This is a genomic window from Metabacillus sp. KH_069, from assembly GCF_057838075.1.
Window position 1 is genome coordinate 4,090,269 of record NZ_CM174460.1, and the last position, 15,320, is coordinate 4,105,588.

Sequence of the window (15,320 nt, forward strand, 5' to 3'; positions counted from 1 at the left end):
AGCGCTTTTGGCAGGCAAACAAAAAAAGCTGCCGGGCCAATAAGCCCAGCAGCAGGAAGGTAATGAAATGTTCTTTTATTGGATCAATTTATGAATCTCAGATAGGACCTCATCAGATACGGCACCTTTTCCTCCAAACACTTTCACTTGACCAATGTTATTGCCTCCAAAGAAGGTTTTCACTTCCGGAGATAATGATTTGCCAACCAGGATGACTCCGCTATCATGCTTAGCGGCTAATGCTGCACCAGCTAATGCATCTGCAAAGTTTTGTCCAGTTGCGGCATAAACGACATCAAGTGAAGGCTCGAAGAAGTCTGCAAGGGCTACACTTGTTGCATAGCGGTCTTTACCATAGACTCTTTCGGCTCCAGGTAGTTTCTTAAACACATTGTCAGAAAGGGCGCCTTGACCGCCGACTGCCAATGTATTTTCAACACCAAGATCTTTAAGAACCTGACTTGATGCTGCAGGAAGCTTATCTTTTTCAGACAATACGATCGGCATGCCATACTGACCTGCATAAGAAGCAACAGCCAGAGCATCAGCAAAGCTTGTTCCATTTACTACAACTGCATCTTCTGAACCATCTGGAGCTACTTCTTCAGCGATTGCTGCAGCAGTTGCCCATCTGTCTTTACCGAAGATACGGTCGACTTCAAGACCCATGTCATTTAATTGTTTTTCAACATCTTCAGAAACGGCTCCTTTACCTCCAAGGATAACCACTGTTTCTGCTCCAAGTCTTTCAAGCTCAGCTTTTGCAGCTTTTGATAATCCTTTTGAATCTGTTAATAATACTGGAGCATCATATTGAGCTGCAAGCGGAACACCTGCTAATGCATCAGCAAATTCCTGTCCTTTTGCAAGGAAGACAAGCTCAGAGCTTTCCCATCCTTCAGCACTGATCGCAGCTGCTGTCGCATAGCGGTCAGCCCCGCTGATGCGGCTCACTTTCTCATCTCCGCGGTATACTTTTACTTCTTTAACCGTTTTGTGTCCTGCCAAGTCAACAGCTTCTACCGTGAACGTATTTTCACCTGGCTGAAGCGCAACTTCTGTCTTGATTTCTTTCTCAATGCCTCTCATTTCATAAGGCTCTCTCAGCATGTTGTAGAAGACCTCGTCTCCATCAACCACTACTCGAAGCTCTTCAAAATTATCAGAAACATTTGTTGTTAATGTCGCTTTTTCTGTTGCAGCACTTACACTTGCAGGTGCTTTTACAGAAAGCTCAGGTGCAGTTGTGTCAACGAAGAATTGCTTCAAGAAAGAAATTTCGTTGCCTGCTTCATCTGTACCTGCGATGCGGATTTTATGGAACCCATCTTCCAGTGTAAGAGTTGTTTCAAACTCATAGCGGTTAGTTTCAGCATTCCATTTCAATTCAACTGATTTGCCGTCTACCGTGAAGTTGGTCACTTTAGACTCATCTGTTACATAGCCTTTTACAGGAACTTCATTTGTATCATATGTTCCAAGGGCTTCAGGAAGCTCGGCAATGATTGATGGAATTGTATCATCATTGACACCTTTGAATTCTTTTGCAGATGTGTTGCCTGCATTGTCAACAGCTAAAACTGTTACAGTGGAACCTGTTGCAAGGTTCTCAAGGCTGAATTCAGTTGTTGTTGGAGCAAGAGTTAATGGGTTTCCATCTTTATCTTTTCCAACGACAGATTCGCCGTTAACAAGGACATCAAAGTATGCAACGCCTGAACGCTCATCAGCTGCATCAAATGTTACCTTGTTATCTTTGAATGCTGCATTTAATGTTGGCTGAACCGTATCAACGATTACAGGAACGTGAACCTTTTGAGGAGCTTTTCCTGCATAGTCTACCGTTGCAGCGATTTCAAAGTAATACTGGCCGTCTTTTACAAGCGCATTTTTCACTTTTCCATCCCATTGGTTTGCAGGATTTAAAGTGTAAGGCGTGTATCTTCCGTCGTAGTAATGTTTGCGCACTTCTACTTCTGAACGGATGGTACGCAATTGGTTCTTGTTTTCATCGAGAACATTGTATTTCACTTCTTTAGCGTTGCGCAGGAATGAAAGAACCGGAATCAACTGGTCATTACTGCCGTCGCCATTTGGTGAGATTGCAATTTTACGGGCATCGAATGGAACTTTTTCATTAAATGCATCGAATCCAAGGTAGTTGAAGTCTTCGCCAGACTGTGCTACAACTCCAGAATAGCCATAGAATGTTTCGTTTTCTAAATCAAAGTTCATCGCATCAAGGATTGGAGCCTTGCCCCAGTCTCCATTGAAACCAACATAAGGTACTGTAAGCTGTGATAAACCTTCAGCAGAGAATGTGACGAATCCTTCTACAAAGTATCCGTTTTTGAAGACATCCTTCACTGGTACAGGTGTTTCGAAATCATCGCCTAAAACTTTTGCATTTGTTGTATCAAGCGTTACCTTAACTGTTTTTGTTGCACCGGCAGCAACCTCTACTTTAGTAGTGTCTTTACCGTCAACTTTAATAACAGCATCCATCAATTGTTGAGCTTCAAGTTCATCATAGTTATATCCAAGAGATCCGCCGTTAGCGAAATCCGTTTGAACATTTGCTTTTACATCGTAAGAAACAGCTTTATCGCTGAAGTTTTTAAGATCAAGTGAAAACTCCACTTTATCGCCGACTTCTTTTAGAGCTACTTTTCCTTCACCTGTTTTAGATTCTGTAACAACTGCAGGTGTATTAAGTGCTGAATACAGTTTCATCAATCCAGCACCTTGGCGGCGTGGAGAATAAGGATTTTCCCAGCCAAATGCGTTATTCACCAATCCTTTGTCAATAACAGGCTGAGACGTATTCATTAAGATGTTTTTCGCCATAAGCACGCGATCTGCACCTTCTAAATTGAACAACTCGTCTACGCGCTCAAGAACAATCGCAGATCCGCCGGCTACGTGAGGCGCAGCCATTGAAGTTCCGCTCATAATTCCGTATTGATTATCATTGAATGTAGATAAGATTTTTCCTCCTGGAGCTGTAATTTCAGGTTTGAAATCAAGGTTCGGTGTCACGCCCCATGAAGTAAAGGCAGACATTTTCCCTGCTTCAGCATTTGGAGCAGCTACTTTGTCATCTCCAAATGTTACTTCCAGTTTCTTGCCTTCCTTTGCTTGTGCTTCAAGAGCATTACCATCTGCAATGCTTAATGAAACTAAAGGAATCTGCGGCTTATCAAGCGCCATGCTCACATAATCGCCATGCGCAGGCAATCCGCGGATGATCACACCGGCAGCGCCTTGTGCCTCAGCCGTTTTTTGGATATTTGTATAGAAGTATCCGCCAGTACGAACGGCAAATACTACTTTGCCTTTTACATCTTTTCCTTCATACTGTGCAGGCTGTCCATCTCCTACATACACAATATCAAGCTTTTGACCTTTAAACTTATCAAGGAATTTCGGACCGTCCTGCTTTTGGTAACCAATTTTCCCTAAATCAGCGCCGTCTGCTTGAACTTGCATCGCGTCAAGATCAATTGTTGAGTTTTCAATGGAAGCAACCTGCAGGGAATCATAAGAAAGACCTGGAGATCCAACTACTCCCACATCAGGATTGCTTGCATAAGGGTTTGCCCATGCATTTCCTAAATGAGCTGAGTTACCAGCAGAAACAGACATAACTACTCCGTTTTCCACTGCTCTTTCGATTGCCTTCTGTTCAGGATCTTCCGGCAGCACGAATGAGGCTGTTGAGCCTAAGCTCATATTCAGTACATCTGCACCTAATTGAATAGAATCATCAATGGCTTTTACATAGATATCACTCCATGTAGAAGGCATTTCAGGATCATTTCCGAAAACTTTCAGAGCTAAAAGCTGCGCCTCAGGAGCCACGCCTTTTAAGCCTCCGTTGTCTTCATCTCCATTTGCACCAACTGTTCCGCCAACGTGCATTCCGTGCATCGATGCGCCCGGTCCCAAATCAAGAATTTCTTCATTCTCGTCCATATAGTTATATCCGTAAGGCACTTTTTCTGTGTAATACTTTCCTGGCAGGTTAAAGTCAGAAACAGCATCACCTATAGAACCTTCTGTTAAAGCAGGAACTGTATCTTCACTTAAGATCATATCTCTGTGACTTGGATCGATCCCTGTATCGATGATACCAACGATCATTCCTTCGCCGTCATAGCCTAAATCCCAAGACTCGCGTGCTTCTACTAAGTCTTTGCTGTATTTCATTTCAGGCTCTGCAGCTGGACGCTCGTATTCATGAGCGATCGTTACTTTATTAACGCCTGTCAGTTTTTCAAGCAAAGCGATTTTCCCGTAGGCAACTTCTCCAGAGAAGCCGTTGACTACAGTTGTAAACTCCTGCTCGAATTTCATTCCAAGGTTCTTTGAAGCAATTTGGTTTTTAACCGCTTTTTGCTCTTTCAAAGCATTCGCTTTCAGCTCTTCCTGCTTTGATTTTGCAAGTGCATCGAATTTCTTTCCTTGCTTTGTTGCATATGTAATTGCGGGCTCGCCCTCGACTTCGACAATTACACGAACTTTGTCAGTACTCTTATATTGTTTATCAGCGTCTGATTTTTTAATAGATTGCTTGCCGGCATTTTTCTTAACCTCAGTATTGGCATTGCCCTTTTGCGGTGTCGGAACCGCTGCTAATGCTGCATTTGAGAAAACTAACAAGAAAGCGAACATTAAAAATAACGATCTTTTCAGTTTTACCTTCAACTACTTGACCCCCCTAGTAATTTAGCAGTGCTTTTCACTAAAAAAATACTAATTTATCCCTCCTTTAACATATATAGAAATTATTTACTCTCTTATTCTATTTGTAAAATATTGAATAGTCAAACATTTATAAAAACTTTTATTCGTTAGTATATTAAAGACAAATTCCGACAATAATCAGGACCTTAAGATGCTGGTTACACATTGATGCATCAATGTTTTAAAGCGAAAAACAGATATGAAAGCCGGAAACTATGCATTTAAACAGAAATTATAATTATCCAATTATTTGTATATCGGAATAGAAATTTGGTGGAGGGGCAAAAGTCCTGACTCCTTTCGACTTTTCTCAGGCATTTTTCTACACTTTTCCCGGGGAATTATTTTTATTTGACGAAATTCTTTATAAAAAATAAAAGGCTGTTTTCGCATAGATTTATTTTGATGATAAATGTTGCCCGCTCCTTTCCGCTCCAGGAACTTGCTTTCCGCGGGGAGCATGGGAGCCTCCTCGGCGTTGCCTGCGTGGTCTCCCACTTTGCTCTATTTCCCGCAGGAGTCAAGTTCCTTCCGCTGCAATCCACTCATGGTTTTAAATATCTGGTTTAATAGCAGTAAAGTTTACGAAAAGAGCCAAATAAAAAAGACTGTCAGATTTGGATCTGACAGTCTAATAGAAAGATTTAATTTTTTAAGAGATTAATGATGTCTTTTTCAATGTTGGCATTTACTGCTCCCTGTCCACCAAGGATAGTGGCTGCTTGATACTTGTCGATTAATGTTTTTGATGAGGTATCATTTACAAGAAGAACAGAAGCATTATTCTTTGATGCAAGCACAGCTCCTGATAGAGCATCCGGGAATTGATCTCCCCTTGCTGTAAAAATTTCGTTTTGTCCCAGTTTTAACTGCTGGGCAACTTGAATACTAGTTTCGTATCGGTCTTTCCCGCTGATTCTTACGGCATCTTTGCTTTTCAGTTCATTAAATACTTGGGCTGAAATCGCATTTTCTCCTCCGATTACGACAGTCTTGGTTACGTTAGTTAAAGACGTTTTAATCTTCTCTGGAATCTCAGTTACTTCACTAAGCAGGATCGGGTATCCTTTTTTGGAAGCATATGCCGCAACAGATATGGCATCAGGAAAATTTCTTCCTGTTGCAACAATAGCTGTAGATGATGGGAGGCTTTCTGCAATTTTTGCTGATGTTTCAAATCGGTCCGTACCCGAAATTCGGGTAACGGTTAAACCTGATCCTCGAAGTTCATTTTCTACTTCTAATGGGATGGCTCCTTTTCCGCCTAGAATAATGGCTTTTTTGGCTCCTAATCTGCTGATTTCTTGTTTAGCCGGCAAATTATACTTTGATTGAATTGTTTTAGATTTACCATCCACTAAAAGAAGCGGAGCCTGGTATTTTGCAGCTAATGGAGTGCCTGATAGAGCATCAGGAAAATCCGTTCCAGTCGCAAGTACCACTGTCTCAGACTGCTTCCAGCCTTCTTTAGAAATTTCTGCAGCTGTATGGTAGCGGCTTGTACCTTCGAGTCTAGTTAAGATTCTTTTTAAATAGCTGGATGCCACATATCCTTTAGTTTGGGAATCCTTGATCTGTACTGGATACCAAACAAAAAGATTAGAAGAATCATAACCGCTATCATACGCAAATTCTCCTGTAGGCTTTACAACTATGCCTTTGCCTGATTTTACTAAAGGAGTCTTTTTATTTGTACCTTCTCGAATACTAGGATTATCTTCATCATCATTGAACGTAATTAAAGTATCGTTTTTATTGAAAAGATGCTTTGTCTCTGTCATTGGAGCATTTAGTTTGAAATCTGTTTTATTAAAAACAATATTCTCTTTGGAATCACACGTATAAGTGAAGTCTTCAGGCTTCATATCGATAAGCGATATGCTTGTAGGTATATCCTGTAAGCCTTCACCTACGCCAATCTTGATGAGTTCATATATCGCTTCCTGATATGCTCCTGTATTTCTCTCTCCATCGCCTTCGCATATTGCAAGGGGGCTGTTCTCTGGCTTGATTCCGTTGTACCTTAAGGCAGAAAAATACCACCTTTCCAAATAAGTACTTGGATCGTCTTTTTGTACGAGAGGCGCAGGCTTATTTGTCCCAATAGGCACACTCAGGTAGTCTTTTAATCTCTTAACCCCTGAGTAGATATTGAAAATCGCATTCTTTTTCAAATTTTCTTCATCTGCTGCTGGATATACTGTCATCTGCATGATGCCTATGCCGCCATCACCAGATATAATAGGCTCTCCATTTTTAAATTGCTGCCAATTTATACTTTCCTTAGTCGCAACTGCTTTTACAATTTCTGCAGGAACTTCAAGCTCCAAGGAAACATTCGTCAATAAACAATTTCCTGTTTGATACGGGATGAACTTGCCATATTGTGTTTGCGGATCATAGTTGCATTTTTGACTGACTTTCTGCTGAACACTATTAAAATCCGGAGTTGCCGCTTCTGACACTGCCGGCACCACAAAAACAAAAACTAACGACATAAATATTAAAAGACTGATTTTTTTTAGATACACGTACCTTGCCTCCAAAGTTTAGATTCTAGTAAAATCTTAACACATAATTCAACAGTTTTTGTATGAGTTTCCAAAATTAGATAAAAAAATAGATCCCTTTTAATAGGATCTATTCCGCGGTTTTCACAAAGTATTTTGTTAAATAATCTGCCCAGATTTTGTTTCCCTCTTCGTTTGGTGCAGCTTGATCTTCAATGAGAAGATTTTTTATTTTTTCATCCTTCTGATCGGGCCAGTGATCCCAGTGATTCAGGTAGGTCAGATCTTTTTCTTTAACAAGTTCTTTTAAAGCATCCACTTCTTTTGGATAAAAGGTGGCATTGAAGATTGGATGGGATGGCTGAATATAGATGACTGTCTTTGGATTCTTTTCTTTAAAGTCTGCAATAATTTCTTCGAAGTTTTGCAGCGTATTCGTTAGGCCGACATTTCCGTTATCGTTTAAAGAAAAGGGTTCAAATAATAAGATATCCGGCTGAAGTTTATTCACTTCTTCACCGTGATTTTCATTGATAAATGTTCTGGTAGTGCCTTCAGGATAAGATAAAACTTGAAGAGTGAACATTTTCTCCCCATATGCTTCCTGCAGATTAGTTTGCAATAATGCCGGCCAGCCTGTGCTCTGTACAGAAGTGCTCTCTGAACCAACTGCCACAATTTTTAATGGTTTGCCGTTTTCTTTTGCAAGCTTCATTTTTTCTTTTATCGGTGCCGGCAGGTTAGCAGCTTTGGCCATCCATTCAGGCTGTTCTTCTTTCACTGCTGCTGTTTCTTCTGGATTAGAATCTTCCTGCTTTTCTTGAGCTGAGCTTATTTTCTGTTTCCAATGATGGTTGCCTAGTACAAGTGCGCATACCGTTAAGATAATGACACACATTGTAATTACTTTACTCATGTCAAAGTTCCTCCAAAATCTACAAAGTTCTACATTCTATCATAGTTATCTATATGTAAACCTGCAAGAGTATTAAAGGAAATTTATTATTAATTTATCAATATTTTACTATTGTTACCATAATAAAAAGCAGTGAAAGAGATCACTGCTTAATGAATCACACTTTTCACACCTAAATAACGAGGTTCAAAGTATACGTTATCCATTGTGGAAATCGTTACGCCTTTTGAAGAACTTGCGTGGATAAACTCATTGTTGCCGATGAAAATTCCTACATGAGACGGACCTGCTTTGTATGTTTCAAAGAATACAAGGTCTCCCTTTTGCGGAACGGCCACAACTGTTGCGTCGTTCCATTGATCAACCGTTGTTCTTGGCAGATCGACTCCATGCTTGTCGAATACATATTGGGTATAGCCGCTGCAGTCAAATCCTGATGTTGTTGCGCCTCCGTATAGATAAGGCACGCCTTGCAGGGATTTTGCTGTTTCAATAAGCTTGTCTACTGGAAAATAAATCGAAGTAAGCACACTGTTGCTGATTGCACTTGTTCCTCCGATTGCGGTGACGGTTTGTACATTTTTCGCATCGATTAATTTTCCAATTTCAGCTGGAAGAGTGGATGAATTAGTAAGCAGCATCGGGATGTTTTGTTTTGCTGCATAGATCGATCCAGTTAAAGCATCTGCATATGTAATACCTGATACTAGTAAGGCACGCGACGCAGAGAAGCTTGCAAACTTAGTGGCTACCTTTGCTGATGTGTCATAGCGGTTCGCCCCTGCAATTCGTTCTGCATACGGAAGCTGTGACGCTGTACCGGATGCAATAACACCTGTACCGCCAATGACATATGATTTCGTAAAACCGTTTACAAAGGTTTTCACAGACGCTGGAACGCCTGTCTTCTTAACCAGCAGGATGGGTGAGCCCTGCCTCGCAGCAACCGCAGATGCTGAAAGACTGTCTGGAAAATTGCTGCCGTTTGTAATAAATGCTTTTTTAGTAGTAGATCCTAATTTTTTAGCTATAGCTACCGATGTTTCGTAGCGATCGGGTCCCGATATACGGGTTACAGTAAGGCCCATATTTTTCAGTTTGCCGGCTACTGCTGCAGAGACTGCACTTTCGCCGCCGAGTATGTATGCATTTTTAGCATGTAATCTTGTAATTTCACTAGTAATTGCTTCAGGCATTGCGTCTTTTCCCGTAAGAAGGATTGGCGCATTCAGCTTGTAAGCAAGCGGTCCTCCTGCTAAAGCATCAGGGAAGTTGTTTCCGACTGCAATGACAACATTGGGTGTTCCGTTCGGGAAAGTCTTCTCTGAAACTTCTACTGACGTTTTATAACGATCCTGACCATAGATTCTGCTTGTTGTCCCTGCTTCTGCCTCTTTAGGCTGGAAGATCAAAAGAATCATCAAAAGACTTAGACAGCTCAACATTGAAATAGTTATTCGCTTCATACCATTCTCCTATGATGTTTTTACCCTTTCATATTATATAACAGTTTAATAGTCTGACAGTTTACAAATATGTTACAAATTGCTGCTTCATTCGATGATAGACCACAAAAAGACAGCGTTTCCGCTGTCTTTTGCTGGTTCTTTATGCCTTTTTTCGACGCGCTGCATACAAAGCAGCACCCGACATCATGAGAATGGCTCCAAAAAAGACGGACTGATACATGACAGTTGCTGTTTTTGGAAGTTCATTCTCTCTAATGCCAGAAGCAGGTTTTGCTTTCTCTGGCAAAATTGGCTTATTCCCGCTTTCCTTTACCGGCTGCTCTTCATTACCCGGAGTTTCTTTACCAGGAGCCGGTGTTTCTCCTGTCTCAGGCATTTCAGATCCTAAGACAAACACCAGCGGATTTTTCAAATAGTCCTGCTCTTCTTCTATTGTAAATTCATATTCATACTCGATGCCTTCACTGTAAACGAAGAGGCTGTAGGCACCAGCTTTAAGGCTGAATTTCCCTTCATCTGCCTGAAGGTCATCCATCAGCTGGCCATTTTCATCAGAATAGCCTTCAAATACAACGTCTTCATTGTTTTCATCAAGTCCCTCTATCAAAAACTCAGCTTCACTGACCGGCTGTTCATCCTCATTGATCAAATAAAGCTCAGCCTGCTTCATGCCTTCTTCATCCTCAGGCAAAGTGGTGACTTCGATTGACGCAACGTTTCCAAACTCATCGCTCTCTCCATAGACTTCAATGAGATAGGTTGTAGCAGGCTCTAAATCCGTTAACTCGTATGATGTTTCAGATGCAGGCAAAGGCTCTTCCTCTCCTGTAAATTCTCCATCAACGATGACAAAATAAGAACCTTCTGTTCCTTCAAACATTTTATCCCACGAGAATGAAATGGAATGCTGAGTCACATCCTTAATATGAATTTCGGGATAGTGCGTGATGTCGATCTGAACAGTAACGCCTCTCTCTCTCAGCTCCTGTACGACGAGATCAGCGTCTGAACCGGATGACAGATCAAGTGTGCTAATTCCATACAGTGAGACCAGGCTCAAGTCTTCAAGATTCAACAGCTCATCAATAGAAGTTAATTCTGTTCTTTCCAATGTGAGGACTTCCAATGAATGAAATTGATCTAATCCAGTTAAATCTTTCAGCGGATTTCTGGATATTTCAAGGAACATAAGCCCTTCTAAACCTGCATCTCCTAAATGTTCGATCTGATTATCAAACAATACTAATACCTCTAACTCATTCAGATTAGATAGCACGGAAATGTCACGGATCTTATTTTGAGAAAGATCAAGATAATCAAGCTGTTCCATTCCCTTTATAAATGAAATATCTTTGAGCTGATTATTTCTGATCGAAAGGGAAATCAGGCTTTCCATTTCTGCAATCTTTTCATAACTTTTCAGTTTCGTGTTTTCGATTGTTAAATCTAAGATTGGCAGCCCGCTCAGCGGAGACAAATCGAGTTCAGACTCATTGTTTAAAAGATATACATACATTAAATTTGCCGCATATTCCATGCCTGTCAAATCTTTGATATTCATATCTGCAAGGAATAATTCCTGCAGGCGCTCCATATCGCTCACATGGACATCACGTACTAATCCAAGCTGTTCTTTTACAATATCTCTTAAAGTACTGTCCTTGAACTTCACAACAGGACCTGTAGGAGCCGCCGCTGTGGTTTCAGTTGTTTCGGCGCTGGCAATCAGTTCACCGTCTGAATCATAAGCCTGCAACTCAATGTCATAAGAAGTCTCAGGCGCAAGACCTCTGATCCAGTAGCCATACTCATAGCCATCGATTTTATCTGCGGCCGTTTTCCCGTCAACTGCTACTTTATAATAATCAATCTCTTCTTTCCCGAAGTAGTCCCAAGAGATTTCAATCGAGTCTTCCGTTGCTCTTGTTGAGTAAACATGAAAGGCTTCCCCGTCTTCATATTCGTACTCAACATAAACACCCTTATCTCTAAGCTGCGTTATGACATCAAAAGCTGCGATATCCGTCAGATAGATCAAGCGTGTCTATATCAAATAAGAGAACATATTCCAGAGAATCAAGCGCAAGCAATGGGTCTATGCTTTCTATTGAAGTAGTGGACAAATCCAGGAAAGACAGGTTTTTTAATCCCGGAAGTTCCTCTACCCCCGTAAGAGATAAATTCTCGCTCACACTGAGTTCGGTTAATCCTGTTAATCTTTCAATGCCTTTAAGAGAAGTAAGTTCATTCCCGCCTATATAAAGAGAAGCTAATTGCTCAAGCGCAGGCATTCCAGAAAGATCTTCTAAACTATTATAAGCAAGACCCAATGCACCTAACTCTTTCAGAGGAGAAAGAACAGATAAATCTTTTATGCCTGTATCAGAAAGATCCAAATACTGCAGGTTCGGCCATTTTTTTAAGGATGAGAAATCCTGCAGAGGGTTTCCGTCCAAAAGAAGGAACGTAATTCCTGTCAGGCTTTCTATCGGTTTTAGATTTTTAATATTATTCATGGATAAACCGAGAAATCTCAGGTTCTTGGCTGTTTCCAAACCGGATAAATCACGAATCCCGGCACCCGTCAGGTCAAGCTCTGTCAGATGCTCCATATCGCTCTCAACGATATCCCGTTTAAAGCCGAAGTATTCTTTCATTGCTTTTTTAAGATTAGCATCCGCAAAAATCACTTTTTCCCCAGACGGCGTTTTTAAAGTAGAGAACAGGCCGTCGGTAAAACCGAGCAGCTTTCCTTCCTTATTAAAAGCCTGTACAGAAAAAGAATACTGAGTATCCGGTTTCAAGCCTGTTGCTTCATAACGGTATGATTTCTTGCTTGTTTCTATTTTTTCTTTTTTTCCATCGATCGTCACTTCATAATAGGCAAGGCGCCCCTCGCCTTCATAATCCCATTCAAGAACTGCGTTTGTATCTCCCGGCTTAACTTGATTCATATACATATTCAAGCTGTCATCATAGACAAATTCCACAGAGTCTTTAAAGAGGCCGATCTCATCAAGGACATCGATGTAGCCAGATCCATAAATAATGACCTTTTGAAGAGATGGAAGGTCAGCCAGCCCTTTTATACTCTTAACCTCTGTATAAGAAAGGTTGATTTCCTCAAGCTGTTTAAAGGATGCTAAAACAGACAAATCTTTAACGCCTGTCCAGCTTACATCCAAGAGCTTTAAACCCGTCAGGTTCCCAATGTGTTTAAGATCCTTGAAGCTTGTGTCTCCAAGCAAAAGACTGTGGAGGTTCGTTAACGAATTCAGAGGAGAAAAATCTGCTGCACCAGACATCGTTAAATCCAGGTACTCGAGTTTCGCAAATGATTTTAACGCCTCTAAATTTTTCAATCTGTTTCCTGCAAGTTCTAAATGCTGCAAATTCACCGCATATTCAAGGCCGGATAAATCCTTAATTTCATAAGGAGAAGCATTTAAGTAAGTCAGTTTTTCTAAATCACTTTCCGTAATCTCTCTTTGTATGCGAAGCTGCTCCTGTACCGCAAACTTCAGGTTTTTATCTTTGAACTCAATTGTTTTCCCTTTAGCTGCTTCCTTCGTTTTCCCTTTAACAGCTGCTTCGCTGATCATCTTTCCAGCTTTATCGTATGCCGCAGCTTTCACTTCATATTCAGTGGCTGGCTTCAAATCAGTAAAGATATTCTCTGTTTCTGCTGTTTTCTCAAGCATTAATTTCCCATCGAGATACACATCATAAGAAACAGCACCGTCTAAAAACCAGCTTGCTTCAAATGATGAATCATTCACTTGGTAAAAGAACACCGTGTAGTTTGGTTTCTGTGCTGCTTCTGTTTTTACGCTTGTTTCTTTCGTATCAAGCAACTTGTCCCCCGCTATCACTTTCATGGTAAATGCGTAAGTTGTGTCAGGCGTTAAATCCTTAGAGACGTATTCGCCTGCCTCACTGAAGCTTTGAACAAACTTGCCATCCTGAAACAGCTGATATTCCACGGCTTCAGTGACATTGTATTTTGGCCAGGACACAATAATAGATGTACCTTCCACTCTTGCATTTAGTTTGAATTTATCATCAATCACAACAGGTTCACCCGGATCAACAGGAGTTCCGCTGTCATCGTTCCCTTTTTTATACACAACGGTAATGGCTTCTGTCTGAACGGTATCGTTCCCCGCAAGCTTTACAAGATATGTATACGTTTCTTTTTCTTTCACGTCTTCATCAATAAATTCGTATGTTCTCGCAGTTGAACCGTCTCTATTTTTAAGTTCATCTACAAGTTTGGCTTCAATCACATGGTCCTGATCATTTTTCTTCAGGACAAATGTTTCAGGTTCCTCAGACATCGATGTGGTTGTCCACAATAACTGAATCCCTTTCCCTGTGTTTTTAACCGAATGAAACCCGATAAGTGTCGTCCCTGCTTCAGCTGCCGCCGTATAAGGCAATGCCAAGGTAACAAGCAAAGAGAAAATCATGAAGATCGACAGCATTCTTTTCATAGTAAATTCGTAATCCCCCTAGTTTCTTATAAACATCTAAATCTATTATAGTTATGGAAAATTCGGTTGTATATTTGTATTTATAGACAAAAATCTACAAACTTATGAAACTTTCCACTCATGAACAACGTCTCATAGGATGATATCGCTTATATTTACAAAAAAAGTATTGTTTAGATGTTCCTGTAAAAATATAATGTGTATAGGCTAATAATTTTATTAAAGGATGGTACTATGAGAGAGACTCGAAACAAAAAGCGCAAATGGCTTTGGATTGTGCTCAGCATCATTGGATTGCTCGTGCTGGGTACAGGAGGCTATGCCTTTTATTTGTATAAAACTGCATCAGATACTGTTGCGAAAATTCAAGAGGATATTGGAAGAGACGTATCTGAAAAACGTCCTGAAGCTGTGGCTTTCAAAGAAAAAGATCCTATCTCTGTCCTTCTTTTAGGTGTTGATGAAAGAAAAGGAGACCGCGGACGCTCTGATTCTTTAATTCTATTAACAGTGAATCCGAATAAAAAATCCATGAACATGGTCAGCATTCCGCGTGACACACGTACAGAAATCATCGGAAAAGGCAAAGAAGATAAAATCAACCATGCCTATGCATTCGGCGGCACGGAAATGGCGATTAATACCGTTGAGCACTTCCTTGATGTGCCTGTTGATTATTTTGTAAAAGTGAACATGGAAAGCTTTAAAGATATTGTAGATGCTGTCGGCGGAGTAGACGTTAATAATACGCTTGATTTTACTTATGAAGGTGAAACTTTCAACAAAGGCACTGTTTCATTAGATGGTGAGAGTGCTCTTAAGTACACAAGAATGCGCTATGAAGACCCGCGCGGTGACTTTGGACGCCAGGATCGCCAGCGTCAGGTTATACAGGCTGTTATCTCTAAAGGAGCTAACATATCTTCTCTGACAAAGTTTGGGGAAATGTTCAAAGTTGTTGAAAACAACGTGAAAACAAACCTGGATATGAACGAAATGTGGAGCATTCAGGAAAATTATAAAGGTGCCCGCAGCTCAATGGAGCAGCATCAAGTAAAAGGAAAAGGCGATATGATCGGCGGAGTTTATTATTATATCGTGCCTGAAGAGGAAAGAAACGTGTTATCTAATCAGCTTAAAGAGCATTTGGAGCTTGAACCGAGTACGGCATCTTCAAATTAATAGA

At 40.7% G+C, this 15,320-nt stretch carries 7 protein-coding genes; 1 reads left to right on the forward strand and 6 read right to left on the reverse strand.

Annotated elements, in window-relative coordinates; translation table 11 throughout:
- Window positions 1-75: 75 nt before the first annotated feature.
- From AC3ISE_RS20620 to AC3ISE_RS20645, 6 genes are all read right to left on the reverse strand, one after another.
- Window positions 76-4,707 (reverse strand): cell wall-binding repeat-containing protein, encoded by a 4,632-nt coding sequence (locus tag AC3ISE_RS20620; RefSeq protein ID WP_489222422.1) that lies wholly within the window; start codon window positions 4,705-4,707, stop codon window positions 76-78.
- A gap of 683 nt (window positions 4,708-5,390) precedes the next feature.
- On the reverse strand, window positions 5,391-7,277 hold the full coding sequence (locus AC3ISE_RS20625) for a cell wall-binding repeat-containing protein (RefSeq protein WP_489222423.1): 1,887 nt from the start codon (window positions 7,275-7,277) through the stop codon (window positions 5,391-5,393).
- Between the two features lie 109 nt (window positions 7,278-7,386).
- Window positions 7,387-8,172 carry an SGNH/GDSL hydrolase family protein gene (locus AC3ISE_RS20630; RefSeq protein ID WP_489222424.1) on the reverse strand — a complete coding sequence of 262 codons (786 nt, stop codon included), beginning with the start codon at window positions 8,170-8,172 and terminating at the stop codon, window positions 7,387-7,389.
- Window positions 8,173-8,321: 149 nt separating this feature from the next.
- Complete coding sequence (locus AC3ISE_RS20635; RefSeq protein ID WP_489222425.1) at window positions 8,322-9,638, reverse strand: cell wall-binding repeat-containing protein; 1,317 nt, start codon at window positions 9,636-9,638, stop codon at window positions 8,322-8,324.
- A 142-nt stretch (window positions 9,639-9,780) separates the two neighbouring features.
- Window positions 9,781-11,679, reverse strand: coding sequence for a fibronectin type III domain-containing protein (locus tag AC3ISE_RS20640; RefSeq protein WP_489222426.1), 1,899 nt, complete (start codon window positions 11,677-11,679; stop codon window positions 9,781-9,783).
- Window positions 11,648-14,134: a fibronectin type III domain-containing protein gene (locus tag AC3ISE_RS20645; RefSeq protein WP_489222427.1), complete on the reverse strand. Its 2,487-nt coding sequence runs from the start codon at window positions 14,132-14,134 to the stop codon at window positions 11,648-11,650. Before AC3ISE_RS20645 ends, AC3ISE_RS20640 begins: the two co-directional genes overlap by 32 nt.
- Before the next feature lie 234 nt (window positions 14,135-14,368).
- Here AC3ISE_RS20645 and tagU point away from each other — a divergent pair, with 234 nt between their 5' ends.
- Window positions 14,369-15,316, forward strand: a complete 948-nt coding sequence (tagU, locus tag AC3ISE_RS20650) for a polyisoprenyl-teichoic acid--peptidoglycan teichoic acid transferase TagU (RefSeq protein WP_489222428.1) — start codon at window positions 14,369-14,371, stop codon at window positions 15,314-15,316.
- Window positions 15,317-15,320: the final 4 nt, after the last annotated feature.